The organism is Catalinimonas locisalis (genome assembly GCF_038039535.1).
In the GTDB taxonomy this organism is placed as follows: Bacteria; Bacteroidota; Bacteroidia; order Cytophagales; family Cyclobacteriaceae; genus Catalinimonas.
On the sequence record NZ_JBBPHP010000006.1, the window covers coordinates 42,828 to 62,670 of the forward strand.

Below are 19,843 nucleotides of genomic sequence, written 5' to 3' on the forward strand. Positions count from 1 at the left end.
AGCAGTGTTGCTGAATATTATTTGTTGAAAAGGTTCGTACTATTACTATGTACAAAAAACTAAAAAAGGAAATAAGTTTTATTGAATAATTATACTTAAGTGATTTAGCGAAGAATGGTTACGCTTCCACTGCCTTTATTTTCTTTACCCCCACATCTTACTACATAATAATAAGTGCCCTCCGGTAGACGACTTCCATAAAAATCTTCCCCTTCCCAATCATTTTGATAAGGCATACTAGAGCGGTATACTTCTTTTCCTTGTAGATCAAAAATCAAAAAATAGCAGTCAGGATATTGATCAAAGTTACTGATTATCCATCTATCTTCTATGCCATCTCCATTCGGTGAATAAATGTCTAATGCATCTAATTTGATCTGGTCTATATCTACAAATATGGTTACTTCGCTGAAAGTACTACATCCATCTTCAGAAACTCCTTGCAGCAGATATGTTGTCGTTTGCGCAGGTTTTACAAAGGGATTAGCTATTGTACTGTCCTCAATTCCGGCCGTACTAGTCCAAAAGTACTGATCAGCACCTGAAGCTGATAATTGAACAGAGTCTCCCCGGGCGATACGATTATTGCCGATGACATCTATATTTATTTCAGGAGCTGAGCCTCGTCTAATGGTAATAGACTTAGTAATGCTACATCCAAACGCATTGCTGACTGTAGCACTATAAGTCCCTTCTTCGGTAATTAATCTTGGATTGTCAGTGCTGCCATTTTCCCACTCTAAGGCATTTGAAACCCCTTCAATACTTAAAGTGATGGTGTCGCTTTCACAGATAATCTCAGCGCTGGCGTTAATCTCAAACGTAGGAGACGGGTGTACGGTGAGTATTTTAGATTCGTAATTAGAACAGCTTCCATCACCAAATATTACTGTATGGGTAATAGTATATGTTCCTGGAGTATTGTATACATAGTTTAAGGCCTTACCACTCTTGCGAATACCATCACCAAATTCCCATTGATAAGTTAGGTCGGTATCACTGTTCATATTATTGCTAAAATCAATAGTATCACCGACACAGATAGCAGTAGCACTCATATTAAAGTTGGCAACTAGAATGTTTTTTTCTATTTCAAGTGTGCTGCTTGTGGTTGAGCATCCACTGGCATTTGTAGCTTTTACATAAAAATTACCAGATTCATTTATCCGTATAAATCTGTTTGTAGCGCCATTTATCGCTTGATCATCCTTAAACCATTGAAAATTGCTTAAACCGGTATCTTCAATAGTCAAAGTGACTGTATCCTGCGGACATAAGTGTAGTGGTCCATTGGCTGATACACTGATTTCCTGTTGTTGAGTGACATTAATAAACACAGATTTCACATTACTATTGCACAGCCCCTTTCTCACTTCCAGAAGATACTCACCAGCCTGCTGCTTACCTGCATTTTGGATCACCGGATTAATCTCAGTGGATGAGAATCCATTGGGACCACTCCACTGATAAGTTAGTGCGGGATCATTTGGAACTGACAAACTAATGTTGTCTCCTTCACATACCTGTGCGGGAGCAGTGATCTCTGGCACATCGGGTATTTCTCCACTATCTTCAGTGATGACGATATCATCTGAACTCGTTACGCAGGAACTGTAAATATCACTTATTTCTAATGTGTAAGTACCTGCCTGACTTACAATTAATGAGGCATTTATTTCTCCGGTAATTGGGCTTCCGTCTTTATACCATTGATAGCTCAAACTTGGATTCTGGTAGGTGTACAAAGTAAGTGGACTTGCTTCACAAATGGCCGGAGGGTTTTTCGGGAACACAGTAGCTTCCGTACAACTGGTATTCTTGATATAGTCAACATAGTAGTTGCCAAAGGCATCTTTTTCAGTGACTAGGATATCAGGTTTAGCGTCATTGTTTATGTCGGCTACATTGATATTTCTATAAGCTGCCGGATAGCCCGCCTGTATCAATTCAAAATTTGGATCATTAGGTACAGAGTTGTTTTTTAAGATAAGTACTTTGTCAGTAGAGGCTTGTGTGGATACTATAATATCCGTTTGCTGATTACCAGCAATATCGGCTAAGGTGATACCCCAGGGTTGAAATGCAGCATTCATTCTTATGGGAGAGGCAAAGACTATATCCAAGGAGGTGCTTTGATTCAATAATAAAATGATAGCACCGTCATCAAAATCGGTAAGAACGATATCCTGCTTTCCATCTCCATCAATATCTCCTGACACTAAGTTGACTAATTGACCACTTATACTGATTACCTCTGGTGGTGAAAATGAAAAGGTGCCGGGAGTACTGGTATTTTTTACAATATATAAATCACTGCCTAAATTATTAGAAGCAATAATATCAACTTTATTATCTCCGTCAATATCGTTAATTGCTAAGCCTAAAGTATTGGTAGGTATGTTGATAAAGTGTCTTTTGTCAGATGGAAATTTTATAACACCTTCACTACTTTCATTTTTAAAAACAAGTAAAACTTTAGCCGTTTGATTGCTTACTACAATTTCCGGTTTATGGTCACCATCCAGGTCATGAATTTCTACTCTGCGTGTGCCATTGGTAAGACCTTCAAAATTTGTGTTAAGTACAATAGGTGATCCGAACCGGAGAATGGAAGGTGAAATAGAACTTAAATTTTGAAATACGTAAATATTTTCTGCCACTGTACCACCCTGGCTTACAATCAGTTCGGGTTTGCCATCACCATTAAGGTCACTACAATTTACGTTTCTAGCTGGCTGATTAATATTAAAATATGAGCCCGGAACTTTTGCAAAAGTAACATTATCCGGACTTGCAGTAGTATTGTTAAAAACATTGACGGAACTGAGTTTAGCAGCTTCGTCATTGTTTACTGTCGCAATATCAATATCTCCATCCAAGTCAAAATCACAACTACATAGGTCATAAAGCCCTGCCTCTTCATTGATGATTTTGTTGTTTAAACTAAGATTAGAATTATCAAAGCTTGAGGATTGATAAGTTGGACTGAAGGGTACAGAAAAGGATAAATTTTCTTTTTTAATGAGATCATTGACCACCACCCTTCCAAAGGTAGCAGTGTTGGGAATAATTACTTTCAACAGCTGGTCACTAATACTCGCGATCTTGGCTTTGCCCGCTCCAATATGTACTGATATTTGATTAGCATCATTTCCAAAGCCTCTACCTACTATATAAAGTGTGTCGTGGTAATTTGCAGCATTGGGATAATAGTTTGTAAGCTGAACTTGCGCCTGGCCAAATGTGGCAGAAAATATAAAGAACAGAAGTAAGCTGTAAAATTGCGCCATTGTGGTATTTGTAGCTACAAATTATCTATGGCAAACTTTGAACATTATTGGTGCATTTTAAAATGTTTTCATATGCTATTTCTTACACTGTGGTGATTGTAACGATTTAAGACATAGCTGAAAAACACTATTTCGTAGCTTCGTTACATGATTCTTTTCCTTACGATACTAAAATTATTCCTTATTAGCATTTTCAATTATGAGTAAGCAAATCAAAACTTTAGGTTATGTGCTGATACTTATCATATTTATGAGTAATGAGGCCTCATCCCAAATACTTTTTGGACCCAAAGCAGGCTATCAAACCAACTGGATTCGTTATGCCAAGCTTTATGAGGGAGCTGATTACACCAGCGGAAACGCTTTCGCTCCTCAGCTCGGTGCTTTATATAGTTTTAAGTTGAGCGATAAGGTTTCTTTTTACAGTGAATTATATTACTCGCAAAGAGGAAAAAGAGAGAAAACCAATGATTTAGTTACATTGAAAAGAAGACACGAGGCTAAGTATAGTTTTTTAGAAATTCCCTTAATGCTGAGATTAGCCATTCCCGTAAAGAAGGACCCTAAGTCCCCCCGGGTATATCTGAATGCCGGGCCACATGTCGCTTATTGGTTAGCGGGCAAAGGTAGCTTGACCAGTCTTGAAACATATGGTTCAACAAATTTGGTAGAAACTGACTACAAAATCTTATTTTCAGAGCCAGAAGCCCAGGAAGAAGTAGTATTTGCTGAAGATGCCAACCGTCTGCAATTTGGACTCAGTACTGGTACTGGCGTTGAAGTTCCCATCAACAGAAGAGGTGATATTTTTCAATTTGATATTCGTTATACCTGGGGAAGTACTTTTATGGGAAGCAATCTTGATTTGCCTGTGAGTACCAGCGGAGTTGAAGAAAATTTTAGCTTTGGTCATTCGCAACTTAGTGTTTCTGTTGCCTACGCATTCTATCTGGATATCTGGGGAATGCGCCGTGGAAAGAGCATTAAAAGAAGATAAACGAGTTTAAGAATCTTTATTTGTCTCTGATTTCAAGTAACCAGGCATCTTTCAAAGATGCCTTTTTTATGAACCCATCTCTGGCGATTTTAGCTTTTTCCAGATACTCCGAACGGTAGATAAATACCATATACAACTTGCTTTCTGAGTTATAAGCATTTGCAGCAAACAAATTCTGCTTACTCAATTCCATTGTTTTCTTATCAGCACTCTCTTCGTTGCTGTATGCGCCAGCAATTACATAAAAACCGATTGGTAACTCATCATCTGCATTACCTCTATGATAAATGGTATGGGCTGGATTATTATCCAGTAAGGTGTATTCTTTTTCTTTGGTTGGCTCGTCCTTAGCCAATACATCTTCCTCCTGAATTATTTTTTCTGGTTTTTCTACGATTGTTGGTTTTTCTTTCTCCTTTTTCTCTTTCTTGACAGGAGCACTTTTTCCAAAGCGAAAGCTCAGCTGGAGTTCATGAGAACCCTGACCTATGCTATTCACCAAGTTTGAAGCAAGCTCATAAGCATATCCAAAGCTGAACCGCTCAGCTTCAAGACCAGTGAGTATACTTGCTCCATAATCCTGACGAAATGATCCGCCAAGATAAACCAGATCTTGATAATTGATCAAGCTTCCTGCTTCAAAAAAGGAGCCCATGATGACATCTGTAGTATAGAGTAAAAAGGGTTGTAAGCTAAGTTTTGAAGGGGAAAACTTAAATTTGTAATCTAAATTTACAATGTAATTTTCATAAAATTTTATGTTCGCATTTTCAGCAAGCGGTGAGTCATAAATGTTTGAATTTATCATTTCGGTGAATGAAACCCCGAAATTCAATTGCTTAAAATGATAACTTAAACCAAACTTCAAATCCGGATGAATAGGCTTGTCCGCAAAAGCTAAGACAGCAGGATCGGAGGGGTTGTAAGCGCTTTTTTTGTTAATTCCGATTGTTTTAATACCTCCGGCTAAGCCAAAGGTAAGACCGGTATTTACCCCGAAAGGAACATGATAAGAGAACAGGGCATTTAGGGTATTTGAATTGATAGCACCTCGTTGAAAACGTTGTGCACTAACTCCTATACTTATGGGATACACGATAGGAGAGCTTAACTGGAAAGTAGAAATGGAGGGAGCATTATTAATTCCAATCCACTGTTGCTTGTGGTTGAGTATGACCTCGGCATTGCTCTTATTTCCTATGTAAGCTGGATTAAATAATGAGGGGCTAAGAGGATAATGACTTAAAGAAGGGTTTTGTGCATAGACGCTATGAGTCAACAAGACACATATTATTAATTTAATTATTCTCATGGTTTGAGCACTTTGACTATTCAAAATTGACAAATTTTTTAGTAACTACCACCTTTTGTAAATGCTCAGCTGACTGCTATTGAAAAAACTATGTAAGCATTACAGTTCAATTGTCAATTCAAACCTTTTTTTATATTTGGTAGGGCTATTTATGGTTTTGTATGTTATTTGGTAGTTAAAAAGCAGCGTCTAAATTTTTTATTTATGGAATATGTATCGCGAAGGAGTTTCTTATCCTCTCTTGCTTCTGTGTTTCCTCTACATTTTGCAGCGAAAAATATGCCCTTGAAGGAAAGTTTTGAGCAGAAAAATATCATGAATAAGCTGGGGTTACACTTAGGATGTATTCAAAATGAACTTGTAGAGCGTCCCCAACAGATCCTGGAGTTTATCCAGAACATTGGTATTAAGTATTTGGAACTACCTGATCCAATATTGCTGAAGCGCTTAAATCCTATTTTATTAGGAATGGGTTTTCAGGTGCCAGCTACTCATTTTCCCAGCCCCTACATCACTGATAATTGGCAGCCCTATACCGCTTTTGGAAACACTAAACCATCAGATATTGAAAATTTTGAACAACTCATTGATAAAGCTGCTCAGCAAAATATTACTTATTTAATTTTCCCTAATATTTTTCCCCAGGATAGGGGAGACCTCCTGTGGTATGCGAATTTTGCAAAAAAACTCAATGAGGCAGGGGCTGCATGCAAACGTAAAAGTATTCAACTCTGTTATCATAACCATTCTTTTGAATTTCAACCTACTGAAAACACTTCTCCCATTGAAGTGATGCTAGGTATTCTTGACCCGGAGTTAGTGAAAATAGAACTTAATCTTTTTTGGTGTGGATTGGCCGGTATTGATATTGAAGATTTTATAGCAAAGTATCAGGCTTTTATTGCCTTGCTACATTTGGGAGATTTAGGTGCTGATACAGCCCAAACTTACCGTGCAGTGACCTTACCTCAGGATACCTATAAAGCCATAGGTAAAGGGAAAATAAATTTTGGTGCAATTTTAAATTCCAGTGCATTAGAAAAAGTACCTTACTATTTTATTAATTTACAGCAATCAGAAAACATATTAGATGACGTAAAAAGCAGTGTTGATTATCTGAAAAACTTATAAGAATCTAATTTTCCTCAGAGGATAATATTTCTTTAGCCTTGTTAATATTTTCCTGTTGAATTTTAGTTACCCTGGGATAATGTAAGTCCATTTTTTCTAGTGTATCTACTAGTATTTGACTCACTGCGGTACGCATAAACCATTTATGATCAGCAGGAATGATGTACCAGGGAGCATAATCCGTTGAAGTATGATTTATGGTTTCCTGATAAGCTTCCTGATATTTATCCCAATTCTTTCTTGCTTCAATGTCGCTCATTTCAAACTTCCAATGCTTATCTTCTCTTAATATCCTCTTCATAAATCTTTTCTTCTGCTCCCTGCGAGACACATGTAGAAAAAACTTAAGGATGATCGTTCCATTTCGGCGCAAATGACGTTCCATTTCATTGATTGAGCGGTAACGGTCTTCCCAAAAGCCAGAATTGATATTGTTGAGTGTTCTAATGCCCGGTATGTTTTGCTTAAGGATATATTGGGGCATAACTTTAGTCACCAGGACTTCTTCATAGTAGGAGCGATTAAAAATACCGATTTTACCTCTTTCAGGTAACCTCCTGTAGGTACGCCACAAAAAATCATGTTCAAGCTCATTGGTGCTGGGTGCCTTAAAACTTACCACTTCACAGCCCTGAGGATTTACACCAGACATCACATGCTTGATGGTGCTATCTTTACCTGCAGCATCCATTGCCTGAAATATTATTAATATGGAATGCTTATCAAATGCATAGAGAATATCCTGCAACTGAGTCAGTCTTTCAAGGTTCTTTTTTCTAATAGGTTTAGATTCAGCTTTATTTTGAAACGTGCCTGTATAATGAGTTGAATAATCATTTAAGTTGATCTGGTTGTGGGGATGAGCAATGAGCTTATCAATATCAAACATAATATCTTATTTATTTACCTGAGAGATAAAACCCTGACTAACAATGTTTGTTAATGAATAAAGTAAACAGATGCAGAAAATAAAATTTTATCAGAATGAGTTTTTAGATAGCATGAGGATTAAGACTGACCCACTGGCAGATAAAGCTGTGGGCGCTATTTTTGACTCAAAAAATGCGCATATATTCCGTGAACTGGTGAATAGCCTTTCTCACAATAACTATCAGGTTCCTGAACGCTTACCAGAAGAAGTAAAATTATTTTTGAAGACTAGCAGGAAATTACCTGATTGGACTGATTACAAATTATTAGATCAAGGGCAGCAATTTTTCAAAAAACATGCTTCTACGCTCAGTCTAATGCTAGCCTTGATGTCTCTTCCTTATGACTACGCAGCAGCAAATGGCGCTCAGGTTTTGCTACTATCCGAACGAATGCAACATGATACTGCCAAGCGTTTACTGGAAACAGGCAAATTCGTATTTGATGTGGCTAGCTTAGGAAGTTTTAACGAAAGTGGAAAAGCAATCGCAAGTACACAGAAAGTCAGGCTAATTCATGCCTCAATAAGATATCATATCAACAATAAGGCTGATTGGGATGAGCAGTGGGGGAAACCTATCAATCAGGAAGACATGGCGGGGACGAATTTGTCTTTTTCTTTAATTCCTGTGCGTGGTATGAGAAAATTAGGATTTAGCGTTACAAAAGCTGAAAGTGAGGCTTACATTCATATGTGGAATGTAGCCAGCCATATCATGGGGGTAGATGAAAGGTTACTACCTGATACCTCCAAAGAAGCTTTTGTGTTGGATAAAATGATTACCGAACGTCAATTTGTTCAGTCAGAAGCAGGAGTTACTCTGACAAAAGCCCTTCTGGATTATATCAATGAAAATACAGATACTACCCTTCAGTGGCTAGCACCAAAGTATATGCGTTACCTGCTAGGGGATAAAATTGCTGATTTGCTGGAGGTTCCAAAAGCCACTCTTCCAGACCCCTACATTATGAGTCCTCTAAGGCATTGGAATCAGCTAAGGAATATATTTGGCAATTATTCTGATACTTACAGACAAGCTAAGGGGCAAATGAACAGTCAGGTAAAAATGAATGAGTTAAAAAAAGTAAGTATCAACCTGCCTTCCGAATTAAAAAAATAAACGTATTAGTTTGAATTAATATACGTAAATATTGACTATTTACGCATGTGGGTTTTATTTCAAAATTGTTCCTTAAAAAGACTATTAACACCATATATTGGAGAAATTAAAGCAAAGTTCTTATAAATGCTTTTAATTGATCTTAAAAATAGTCTTATCACTAAATCAAACCCTCTATGAAAGGAACTAAAATTACTTTAAGCCTATCGCTTTCACTGATTGCCCTGGTATTTTTCTCTTCCTGCGAATCCAGTAAAATTGCTTTTGGAAATTCGTATTATTTTAAGCAGACACCTAAGCCAGTAACTCAGGCAGAAGAAAACTCAGCTTCTGAAGCAACAAGTACCCTTGCTGAAGAGCAAGTTAAAAGTGTTGAAGTACCAGATAAAACTAAAGTATATGCCTCAACAGAAGCCATTGCTGCTGAAAAATCTATCAAGGAAAAGATTGAAAAGGTGGAAAAAAGAATTGAGAGAGTAAAAGCCTTGAATGAACTTGAGCAGAAGAATGAAGAAAGTAAGGTGACTTTAAGCAAAGCTTATAAGAAAGAACTCAGAAAAGAACAGAGAGTTGAGAAGAGAGAGTTAAAAAAAGAGATTAAGGCTTTAGCAAAAGAATACAAAAAGGCTCCCGAGGAAGTAAAAGAACAAATGGCTGTCTCTGGCAACACCAGGACGGGAATAATTCTTGGAGCAGCGGGATTGATACTTTTAATTATCGGTGGGCCCATCTTATGGACGCTTGGTACAATTCTGGTTGTAGTTGGTCTTGTTCTAATATTATTAGATGTGCTTTAAATAATTATATTATAAAAGTAGAACAAAAGCCTGGTATTACAGGCTTTTTTCATTTTAAGCGAATTTTTTTGTTTTTTCTTAAGCTCTATTAGAGGCATTCTTCATAAAAAACATAAGCATTTGATTATCTGCATATTAAGAAAATAAAAAACAAATGAGAGTACTTTTCATTCATAAAATGAATATCATTTTGTACACTTCTAATAAATAAATTCTTAATATTATTTGTAATAATGCCTATGTAATGTTTATCTTAGAAAGTAATTTTTTTGAACGTCTAAACTATGAAAAATAACAAAACTAGTGACCTCATTGAGGCTTTAAAAGAATATAATAAGACCTTAGCTGAGCAGATCAAACGCATGAAGTCTTTTATTGAGGATATTGATAAGCAACTGGTACAGCACAGGAAGGTTGAAAAAACAATTAATGCGAGTAAGGTGAATCAGTGCTTTTCCAGAAAGTATCTCGTTGATAGGACTAATAAATATCTCAACTAGTTTTTACAATTCTAATTATATTAAACTTACTGGAAAGTGAATAATAGCAATCCAGTAAGTTTCTGTTCATTATATACTCTCTGTATTCACAGAACGATCAATTTTTTTGATAAGGCCTTGGAGTACTTTTCCTGGTCCACATTCAATAAAATGATCATGTCCTTCATTAATCATGTTTGCTACTGACTGGGCCCATTTTACAGGAGCAGTTAGTTGTGCGATGATATTTTTCTTGATAGCCTCTACATCACTGTAGGGCATTGCATCTACATTTTGATATACCGGGCATTTAGGGTCATTGAACTTTGTAGCATGGATTGCTTCTTCCAATTCATCATGAGCAGGCTGCATTAAGGGTGAGTGAAAAGCCCCACCAACTGCTAGGGGTACTACTCGCTTAGCTCCTTGTTCTTTGAGTTTTTCACCTGCAATTTCTAAACCTTTATGTGAACCAGAAATTACGATTTGCCCGGGACAGTTATAGTTTGCAGGAGTTACCACTTCATCAGAAATACTTCTACATACATCTTCAACGATAGCGTCTTCCAAACCCAGCACTGCTGCCATTGAAGAAGGATTAATTTCACAGGCATGCTGCATAGCCATTGCTCTTTTTAATACAAGTGAAAGCCCATCTTCAAATGCCAGTGTACCATTAGCAACCAATGCAGAAAATTCTCCAAGCGAATGCCCGGCTACTGCTTTAGGGTCAAATTCCTCAGCAGTAAGTGCTAGAATAACTGAATGCAAGAAGATAGCAGGTTGAGTAATTTTCGTTTGCTTGAGTTCCTCTTCGCTTCCTTCAAACATGACATCCGTGATCTTAAAGCCAAGTACATCATTAGCTCTTGTAAAGTACTCTTTCGCCTTCAAATTATTTTCATAAAGATCTTTACCCATACCGGGAAACTGGGCACCTTGGCCGGGAAATACATAAGCCTTCATATAAAAAATAGGTTGGTTAATATTCTAAGAACCTCGTTTTGAGTTCGTCCGAAGGATAGCGACAGCTTTCGGATTTTCCAAATATTTTGTAGCGGTAATGAGCAACAAGCTCGTAAATACGATCCCGTATAGGTGCTGGTATTAGGATAAAGATATAGAGCGTGGACCATAAACCATCCAGGTCCCGGGCTATTTTCAGGGCAGCAGTACTTTTGATGAAAGCTTTATTTTTCCTGATAAGTACTAAGCTATCTATGGATCGGGTAGAAATGTGATGCTTTTTTAGTAACTCTATTCCACTTTGAGACTGTAGAGAAGCGAATTTGAATCTTTTATGCTGATCTCGAACTATAATAAAATTAACGGCGTGATTGCATAGGTTGCACACGCCGTCAAATAGCACAATGTCAAAATCAGGGGAACTTTCAGAGTTGTTCTCTACCATATACAATATTCACCCATCCTTTGATAGTTTGCTTGCTTTGCGCAGGGTCAAGGGTAACAAATGTGATTTCTGCTACATAATAATATACTCCTGCTGCCAGCAATTCGCCGCTATCGGTTTTTCCATTCCAATCAATGTATATGCTATTCTCATTTCCCGACTGGTATGCATATACTTCCTTGCCCCAGCGATTATGGACTCTAAGGGTTATGCTTTCTACAAATCTAGGGCATCTGCTAAAGTCACCATCTGATCCATCCATTGGCCTGAAAGTATCATTCACACCATCATCATTAGGAGTGAATACATTGGGCAGCTCGTAGTAAGTACAGTTATCGTTACAAATAGGGTCACTTAAACCACTTTCATTTCCTGAGCGATCAACTGCAGAAATCCGATAACATCCAGCGAGAGAAGAGATCGGTCCATGAACGAAGCGAGGCTCATTCGCTGTTCCGATGATGTTGAAAGTACCTTCTTCACCACTTTCGGAGAAATATATGTTGTAGAAGCGAATATCATCGTCACAGGAAGCCTCAGTATCTTCTTCCCAAACCAATACATTTTCAAAGTTCTGAAACTCACAGGAGTTTTCAGCTACTATGGCTTCACAGCTTTCTAATGAACCATTGGGAATACTCAGTGCGAGAGGAGTACAAGGCGGTATGGTATCGTTGGGTTGCGCACAGGCTATCTGAGATAAGTTGATAAGTGGGGGAGGGTTGATCTGATCATTACCATAACTTCCCTGGGCTACAATATAATAACAGTATTCTTCCTCGTCAGATAATTCTGAACCGTTGAAGCTTCCATCATCAAGATAAGAAAAATTGCCATCGCTTACATTTACACTATCAATCAGTACGAATTGACTTTCATTATCTGCGTTCACATTATTCCTGTAAATATAGTGATAAGGGTATTCAGGTGAATTATTTGACCAGGGCACATCCGCTGACCATTGTAATTCTACACTTCCTACCAATGGTGTGGGTTCAAGCCTGACAGAAAAAGCTACTGCCGAAGAATCAATCAAATCTTCACTGGCATCGTACAAGTATATTTTATAACCATACACATCATCTAAAGTATTGATACCTGTGTCTACAAAAGTAGTATCTGATATCCTTGGAGAAATTACTTCACCAGCAGCATCAGGGTTTTGCGCACTCACCCTCACTACTTCATAGGTAAAAGGAGGAGGGAAAAGAGCTTCATCAATTTCAAATGGAGAACGCCACCCGATAGTTATTGCACCATTATCCATATCCGTTTGGTCAACACTAACTTTAGTGATGATAGGCGCATCAGCCAGCATTTGAGCACAAGCTTCTTGTGAAGCATAACTTGTGCCTCCGCCAGGTTGAGGATAAACGGCAACCAATCGATAACAGTAATTAGCTCCGGGGTTTAGCCCTTCATCTCTAAAGGAGACTACATTGGCATCTACTTCTGCTACTAGTTCGTAGCCTAGACCATCAGGAATACCAACCTGACAATTAGCAGGCTCAAAATCAGTACTATCAGTCTTTCTCCAAATCTGAATGATTTCTGCCTGAGCAGCACATTGATAATTATCCCAGCTCAAATCAACTGCTTTTCCGGGTGCTGCTTCAGCTACTAATCCGGTAGGTGCCGGAGCCACTACTGTAACATTCCATATCTTAAAATCAGCGAGGGATGGACCTGTTGCGGGCTCAAAATCAGCTGCTCTGAAGTTGATTTGATAAGGCTTTTCCCTTACATGAGAACAATCAGTCTGCCAGCTGAAATTACCAGTAGCAGGGCTGTTTTGAGGCACTGCAGGATCAGGTAAAAATTGCGCAGGAGAACTTAACTGTTCAAATACACCTCCGAAGGCAGTCAGCACTACCTGGTCTCCATCGGGATCTGTACCTACAATTTCAGCAAGTAATTCAGATCCGGCCTCTATACAGGTATCCGCCGGAATAGCAAGTTCAGGTGGGTCATTTTCAGCATCATCTACTAAAATCTGCATATCTCTGGTAACATAGCCTAAAAGCCGCCACTCTCCATTAATAAGTCTCCATTCTTCTACTATAAAAGCTACATTATATTCCCCGGCGTTTGCAGGTGAATCCCAGAGCAATTCTCCTGTAAGCGGATCAAGGGTTATTTCGGTAGGCTGAGATCCATCCTGTTTGATGGGGTTGGAGTTCAACCCGGCAGTCTGGTCATATTCGTCAGGGTAAAGATATCCATCTACAGACTCATCAACATCTTGCTTGGGTACAACAAATTTGTAGGCTAAGCTATCACCATCAGGGTCATAAGCACCGGGATTGTGCAAAAATTGTTTTCCAATTACCGCACCGTCTACTGGAGGGTTAAGAAGCACGGGTGAGTTGTTACAAGCAATAAAAGGGTCTATGAAAAGCTTGGTTTCAACATAAAATGGCGTCTGAACTGAGTTGGTCATGTTGAGAATATCAGCATTACGGTTAAACTCCCGAAAAGTGATCGTATATTCTCCAGCACCAGGAAATGTATGTTCAATTACAAATTCGCTAACCCTGATAAGCTTTTCATTATCAATCACCTCACGAACAAAAAAGTCATTTTCTGTACTGAGGTCTACAGGGTCACCATGGCCAAAGTAAATTTCACCATTACCAAACTCTACGTCTGAGCCGGTATCTTCATACCCAATAATTCTGAACCGGTAGGTATTCGTCTGGCAATTAATCAGTTCGGCGATAATTTCACCAGCTCGTATATGTGTAGCTTCTGCTGTATAAGTAGTTGTAAGCAATATTACAGCAGCTAGTAATTTTAGTATAGGATGTTTCAAAACAGTATGACTTATAATGGTACAGACCCTAGATTTTTAGGCAATTTACGCCAGATATTAGAAGAATCATAAAATCCACGTAATATACAAAATATAAATTTGCAAATAAAGTTTATAATTTTTTTGCACAAGCACATTATTATTAAAATAACGTTTATATACATTAAAAATTACGTCTTGTAATAAGAGAAATCATTGTGATAATTCTGTATAATTTTTATGTATAAATCTGTTTAAAATATTAGTAAAAATTATTAAACAAAATAGTGATGTTTAGTAAACTTCTTTTAAGATTCATTGGTTAAAATATGAACAAAATATAAAAAAAATTGAATTATTTAGAAGCAATTAAAATAGTGTTGACCTCTTTGGATGCTAAACATTCCTACTATATTTTTGATGCCAGTCAATTATCAACAATTTCAAATTTTATAGCATTACAATAATATGAGTTGGTTTACTAAAGCATTGTCCAGTACAATTGGCAGAAAAGTAATCATGTCCTTAACGGGACTTTTTCTTATTACTTTTTTAATTGTACACGTCTCAGGAAATATGTTATTGTTTAAAAATGATGGAGGAGAAGCATTTAACTTATACGCTGAATTTATGACTACCTCTCCTTTGATCAGAATAGCCTCTATAATTCTTTACTCAGGTCTTATTTTACATATCATTTATTCCATTATACTTACCAGAAAAAACAATGCTGCCCGTCCTGTAGGTTATAAGCTTGCTCACCCAAATCAGAACAGTACATGGCGTTCTCGTAACATGGGTGTCTTGGGGACAATCGTTTTTATTTTCTTAGTTATACATATGCGTACCTTCTGGTACACCATGCATTGGGGCGATATTCCGGTTGAAAGTTATGGAGGAGCTGAAGTAAAAAATCTTTATAAAGTAGTAGTGTCTGCTTTTTCAGAGTGGTGGTATGTGCTGTTTTATCTTCTGGCATTGGTAGGGCTTGCTTTTCACCTTACTCATGGTTTCTGGAGCGCTTTTCAAACTTTAGGAATGAGCCATAAAAAATATACTCCTTTTATCAAGAGTTTTGGTCTCTGGTTCTCCATTATAATTTGTGCGCTTTTTGCCTCTATGCCAATTTACTTTTATGTACAAAGTTTGTGATCATATTTAATTACTAATCATATGAATTTAGATTCCAAAGTTCCGGAAGGTCCCATTGCCGAAAAATGGACCAAACATAAATTTAACCTTAAATTAGTAAATCCTGCTAATAAGCGAAAATATGATATCATTGTAGTAGGTACCGGCTTGGCAGGCGCTTCTGCCGCTGCTTCCTTGGCAGAACTGGGATATAATGTTAAAGCATTTTGCTTTCAGGATAGTCCTCGTCGTGCGCACAGCATTGCTGCTCAAGGTGGTATCAATGCTGCAAAAAATTACCAGAATGATGGTGATAGCGTTTTCAGGTTGTTTTATGATACCGTAAAAGGAGGTGATTATCGCTCTCGTGAAGCAAATGTTTATCGTCTGTCTGAAGTAAGTGTAAATATTATTGACCAATGTGTGGCTCAGGGTGTTCCTTTTGCCAGAGAGTATGGTGGCCTGTTGGCCAACCGCTCATTTGGTGGCGCACAGGTATCCAGAACATTTTATGCTCGTGGTCAAACCGGTCAGCAGTTGTTGTTGGGAGCATATGGTGCTTTGAGCCGCCAGATAGCCAACGGTAAAGTGAAAATGTATCCTCGTACTGAAATGCTTGATCTTGTAAAGATTGATGGTAAAGCAAGAGGAATTGTAGTGCGAAACCTGCTTACCGGAGAGATTGAGTCTCATAGTGCACATGCGGTAGTGCTTGCTACCGGCGGTTATGGCAATGTTTTTTTCCTATCAACCAATGCGATGGGTAGTAATGCCACCGCTGCCTGGAGAGCTCATAAGAAAGGAGCTCTATTTGCCAACCCTTGCTATACCCAGATTCACCCCACTTGTATTCCCGTTTCTGGGGAGTACCAGTCTAAGCTAACGCTTATGTCTGAATCATTAAGAAATGATGGCAGGGTATGGGTCCCCAAAAAGAAAGGGGATGAGAGAAAACCTCAGGATATACCTGAAGATGAAAGAGATTACTATCTGGAAAGAAAATATCCATCATTTGGTAACCTGGTACCTCGTGATGTTGCCTCAAGAAATGCCAAAGCAGTATGTGACGAAGGCCGGGGCGTAGGAGAAACCGGATTGGCTGTATATCTGGATTTTGCTGATGCTATCAAAAGGGATGGTGAAGATGTGATCTCTGCCAAATATGGTAACCTTTTTGAAATGTATGAGAAAATCACCGGCGATAATCCTTATAAAACACCCATGATGATTTATCCTGCTGTTCACTACACTATGGGTGGGCTTTGGGTAGATTATAATCTGATGACCTCAGTACCAGGTCTCTACTCTCTGGGAGAGTGTAACTTCTCAGATCATGGTGCAAACCGATTGGGTGCAAGTGCTTTGATGCAGGGCTTAGCTGATGGGTATTTTGTAATCCCTTATACAATAGGAGATTATCTGGCAGGAACATCCTACGATAAAATTCCCACTTCTCATGAAGCTTTTAAGAGTACTGAACAAGAAGTCAAAGAAAAGTTAAAGAAGATTGTCAGTATCAAAGGAGGCCAGACTGTAGACCAGTTGCACAAAAAGCTTGGCAGAGTGATGTGGGATAAATGTGGAATGTCTCGTACTGAGGAAGGCTTGAAAGAAGCTCGTGAGGAGGTGAAAAAAATAAAAGAAGAGTTCTGGAATGATGTGAAAGTATTGGGAACGGATGAGGAACTCAATCAAACGCTTGAAAAAGCAAGTAGGCTTTCAGATTTTATTGAATTAGGTGCATTAATGATTGAAGATGCACTTAACCGAAATGAATCTGCAGGTGGACACTTCCGTGAAGAATATCAAACTCCTGAAGGAGAAGCAAAACGTGATGATGAAAATTATTCATACGTAGCTGCCTGGGAATATAAAGGTGATGAAATAGCTGAAGCTTTACACAAAGAACCCCTTGTTTTTGAAAATGTAAAACTGACTCAACGCAGTTATAAATAAGATTTAATCATGAATGTAACCTTAAAAATATGGCGTCAAAAAAACGCTACTGATAAAGGAAAATTTGAAACGTATGAGATGAAAGACATTAATACCCATATGTCTTTCTTAGAACTTATAGATGTACTGAATGAGCGCTTAGAACAGGAAAGCAAAGAACCTGTTCATTTTGATCATGATTGCAGAGAAGGGATTTGTGGAAGCTGTGCGATGTACATCAACGGAAGACCCCACGGCCCGCAAAAAGGGACTACTGCTTGCCAGCTTCACATGAGGCATTTCAAAGATGGTGAGACTATTGTAGTAGAACCCTGGAGAGCGAAAGCCTTTCCTGTAATTAAAGATTTGGTAGTTGATCGTTCAGCTTTTGACAGAATCATACAGGCAGGTGGATATATATCGGTAAATACCGGTGGAGTACCTGATGCCAATGAAATCCCTGTTCCTAAAGAGATGGCCGATGAAGCTTTCAACGCAGCATCTTGTATTGCCTGTGGGGCCTGTGTAGCAGCATGTAAAAATGCCTCAGCCATGTTATTTGTGAGTGCTAAGATTTCTCAGTTAGCACTCTTGCCCCAAGGGCAGGTAGAACGCCAGCAGCGTGCCGAAAGGATGATTGCGCAGATGGATGCAGAAGGTTTTGGTGCATGTACCAACACTGGTGCTTGTTCGGCAGAATGTCCTAAGGAAATAGATATGGCCAATATCGCTCGCATGAATCGTGAGTTCTTAAAAGCGAAAGCTGGCTCATCTCAGATTGAAGTGAAATAGTACGGTTGGCAAATCAATAATAAGTACTAAAAGGTAGTCCGACAAGAATTAGCAAGCTCATGGCTTTTGTTTTACTCAAAAAAGCCAGCTTAATTCTGTCGGACTACTGCTTTATAGGGGAGAGAAGCGTAAAAAACTTCCTCTTAATGATTCATTCCCAGAAGCTAGTAATTTATTTTCTCCAGCCTAAGATCTAATTTTTTGTTGTTAGCATAATATTCAGAAATTAGCACATACCCGTGCTTTGCAGGCAATACCCGTACATCTGAAGCATCAACGCTCAGTGTAATCTTATCCAGTGCGTAATTTCCATCAGTATTAGAAACAGCACCAAAAGCCCAACCATTTTTTTCTCCTTTTCTTTTTTCAAAATCTACATAGCCCGTAGTCAAATTTGATTTGTCAGCACTTAGTTGAGTAAAAGTGTAGTCAAAATTGCCTACTGATTTTAAATAATGTCCCATTAGGGAGGTACTTACCCAACTATAACTTTGTGGTAGAGCAACTGAAGTTTTTTCTTTTTCAAAAATATCTACATCGGTTAAAATAAAATCCGGAGAAAATTTAAATATTACCAAGTCCTCTATTACCATTTTTACAACTGATGCACCACCTCCCATTGCCGCCATGGCGATTCCAAGACCATCAGCAGCCTTTCTATATTGTTCTGCAATAGCAAATACTTCACCTTTTGCATTTTTTACTATCTTATGAAAATAAAGGTATCCCATATCTTCAACTTTCCCTTTTTGACTTACAGGTAAAAACTGAGTAACATCTTTGAACCATGAAATATATTTTTCAGACGTTAGATTGCCTGACTTATCTATTTCTACCGAAAATATACCCAAACTACCGGATTTAAACATCTTGTCTTCTGCTGCATAATACTGCCCAAATAGGGTAGTATTGCCAGTCTGATCATCATGGAAGGAGTTGAGGATTTGAAGAGAAAATTGATTGTCTTCCATCTTTTTTTCAAACAGCTTTTTTCCGGTACGAATATCTAAACCCATCAGATAAAAGGTAGCATCCTTACTTAATATAGACGGCTTTTTTGCAACCACATTCAATATCATTTCAGAGGTAATGGTTGCCAATGAAGCTCCTTGTATTTCTTTAGATTCAGGATCTGAGGCATATGTCCAGCTTTTGAGACCGCTTTCAGGTATGAAGTCAATAGAATAACCAAGCTTTTTATTTTTTGTCAAATTATAATGTATAAATCCCTTGTCAGTGACAGCAAAGAGCTTATTTCCTTGAATTTCATTACTTGAGGCTTCAGTGTTAAATGTCGCAACATCATATTTTGATTCAACCTCTACTGTTTTTTCAGTGATTAACTTTCCTGACTGATCATATTGATGAAACTTAAGTTGCTTTTCTTTTACATCATAAAACTTTAGAAGAATTGACTTTTCGTTAAATGAACCTTCCAGAAGCGCTAAATATTTTGACTCTATAATCTCCCGGTTTCCAACTTCATTGAGATTTTGATCAAGTATCCTTAACTGATAAGCATTTGTTTTTCTGTCTACTTTATCTGTCTGGTAAAACATGTAATATCCTTTCACTTCATTACCTTCAATAATTGGCCCCATGTTTCTGAGTTTGACAGTCAGAAAGTCTGAAAAGTCTTTCTTTTGTGCTAAAATAGGGGAGACGGTAATCATGACAAGCGCCAAACATAGGCAGTAAAATAAAGTATTGGTTTTCATTTTTGAAT

15 protein-coding genes are annotated in these 19,843 nt (G+C 38.0%); 8 read left to right on the forward strand and 7 right to left on the reverse strand.

What is annotated here, in order from left to right; translation table 11 throughout:
- Positions 1-104: 104 nt before the first annotated feature.
- Positions 105-3,290: an FG-GAP-like repeat-containing protein gene (locus WJR50_RS10130; RefSeq protein ID WP_341293149.1), complete on the reverse strand. Its 3,186-nt coding sequence runs from the start codon at positions 3,288-3,290 to the stop codon at positions 105-107.
- 199 nt (positions 3,291-3,489) lie between these two features.
- Here WJR50_RS10130 and WJR50_RS10135 point away from each other — a divergent pair, with 199 nt between their 5' ends.
- Positions 3,490-4,287 (forward strand): porin family protein, encoded by a 798-nt coding sequence (locus tag WJR50_RS10135; RefSeq protein WP_341293150.1) that lies wholly within the window; start codon positions 3,490-3,492, stop codon positions 4,285-4,287.
- A 16-nt stretch (positions 4,288-4,303) separates the two neighbouring features.
- Here WJR50_RS10135 and WJR50_RS10140 read toward each other — a convergent pair whose 3' ends face one another.
- A complete protein-coding gene (locus tag WJR50_RS10140; protein ID WP_341293151.1) occupies positions 4,304-5,599 on the reverse strand; it encodes a PorP/SprF family type IX secretion system membrane protein in 1,296 nt (431 codons plus the stop codon).
- Positions 5,600-5,803: 204 nt separating this feature from the next.
- On the opposite strand from WJR50_RS10140, the gene WJR50_RS10145 reads away from it, so the two are divergent.
- On the forward strand, positions 5,804-6,730 hold the full coding sequence (locus tag WJR50_RS10145) for a sugar phosphate isomerase/epimerase family protein (RefSeq protein WP_341293152.1): 927 nt from the start codon (positions 5,804-5,806) through the stop codon (positions 6,728-6,730).
- 4 nt (positions 6,731-6,734) lie between these two features.
- Here WJR50_RS10145 and WJR50_RS10150 read toward each other — a convergent pair whose 3' ends face one another.
- Complete coding sequence (locus WJR50_RS10150; protein WP_341293153.1) at positions 6,735-7,619, reverse strand: polyphosphate kinase 2 family protein; 885 nt, start codon at positions 7,617-7,619, stop codon at positions 6,735-6,737.
- A gap of 70 nt (positions 7,620-7,689) precedes the next feature.
- Here WJR50_RS10150 and WJR50_RS10155 point away from each other — a divergent pair, with 70 nt between their 5' ends.
- From WJR50_RS10155 to WJR50_RS10165, 3 genes are all read left to right on the forward strand, one after another.
- Positions 7,690-8,781, forward strand: coding sequence for an oxygenase MpaB family protein (locus tag WJR50_RS10155; RefSeq protein ID WP_341293154.1), 1,092 nt, complete (start codon positions 7,690-7,692; stop codon positions 8,779-8,781).
- Between the two features lie 176 nt (positions 8,782-8,957).
- Positions 8,958-9,578 (forward strand): hypothetical protein, encoded by a 621-nt coding sequence (locus WJR50_RS10160; protein ID WP_341293155.1) that lies wholly within the window; start codon positions 8,958-8,960, stop codon positions 9,576-9,578.
- A 284-nt stretch (positions 9,579-9,862) separates the two neighbouring features.
- Positions 9,863-10,078 (forward strand): hypothetical protein, encoded by a 216-nt coding sequence (locus WJR50_RS10165; protein WP_341293156.1) that lies wholly within the window; start codon positions 9,863-9,865, stop codon positions 10,076-10,078.
- A gap of 69 nt (positions 10,079-10,147) precedes the next feature.
- Here the strand turns inward: WJR50_RS10165 and fabD are convergent, their stop codons facing one another.
- The 3 genes from fabD to WJR50_RS10180 are packed head-to-tail and all read right to left on the reverse strand — an operon-like array spanning position 10,148 to position 14,280.
- Complete coding sequence (gene fabD / locus WJR50_RS10170) at positions 10,148-11,023, reverse strand: ACP S-malonyltransferase (protein ID WP_341293157.1); 876 nt, start codon at positions 11,021-11,023, stop codon at positions 10,148-10,150.
- A 16-nt stretch (positions 11,024-11,039) separates the two neighbouring features.
- Positions 11,040-11,468: a thiol-disulfide oxidoreductase DCC family protein gene (locus WJR50_RS10175; protein ID WP_341293158.1), complete on the reverse strand. Its 429-nt coding sequence runs from the start codon at positions 11,466-11,468 to the stop codon at positions 11,040-11,042.
- Positions 11,449-14,280, reverse strand: a complete 2,832-nt coding sequence (locus WJR50_RS10180; protein WP_341293159.1) for a T9SS type B sorting domain-containing protein — start codon at positions 14,278-14,280, stop codon at positions 11,449-11,451. Before WJR50_RS10180 ends, WJR50_RS10175 begins: the two co-directional genes overlap by 20 nt.
- Positions 14,281-14,727: 447 nt before the next feature.
- On the opposite strand from WJR50_RS10180, the gene WJR50_RS10185 reads away from it, so the two are divergent.
- Genes WJR50_RS10185 through WJR50_RS10195 form a run of 3 tightly spaced genes read left to right on the forward strand, consistent with a single transcriptional unit; the run spans position 14,728 to position 18,117 of the window.
- Positions 14,728-15,411 (forward strand): succinate dehydrogenase cytochrome b subunit, encoded by a 684-nt coding sequence (locus tag WJR50_RS10185; RefSeq protein WP_341293160.1) that lies wholly within the window; start codon positions 14,728-14,730, stop codon positions 15,409-15,411.
- Positions 15,412-15,432: 21 nt separating this feature from the next.
- Complete coding sequence (locus tag WJR50_RS10190) at positions 15,433-17,346, forward strand: fumarate reductase/succinate dehydrogenase flavoprotein subunit (RefSeq protein WP_341293161.1); 1,914 nt, start codon at positions 15,433-15,435, stop codon at positions 17,344-17,346.
- Positions 17,347-17,355: 9 nt separating this feature from the next.
- On the forward strand, positions 17,356-18,117 hold the full coding sequence (locus WJR50_RS10195; RefSeq protein WP_341293162.1) for a succinate dehydrogenase/fumarate reductase iron-sulfur subunit: 762 nt from the start codon (positions 17,356-17,358) through the stop codon (positions 18,115-18,117).
- A 164-nt stretch (positions 18,118-18,281) separates the two neighbouring features.
- Here the strand turns inward: WJR50_RS10195 and WJR50_RS10200 are convergent, their stop codons facing one another.
- Entirely contained in the window at positions 18,282-19,835 is a 1,554-nt protein-coding gene (locus tag WJR50_RS10200; RefSeq protein ID WP_341293163.1) for a DUF6770 family protein, read from the reverse strand.
- Positions 19,836-19,843 lie beyond the last annotated feature (8 nt).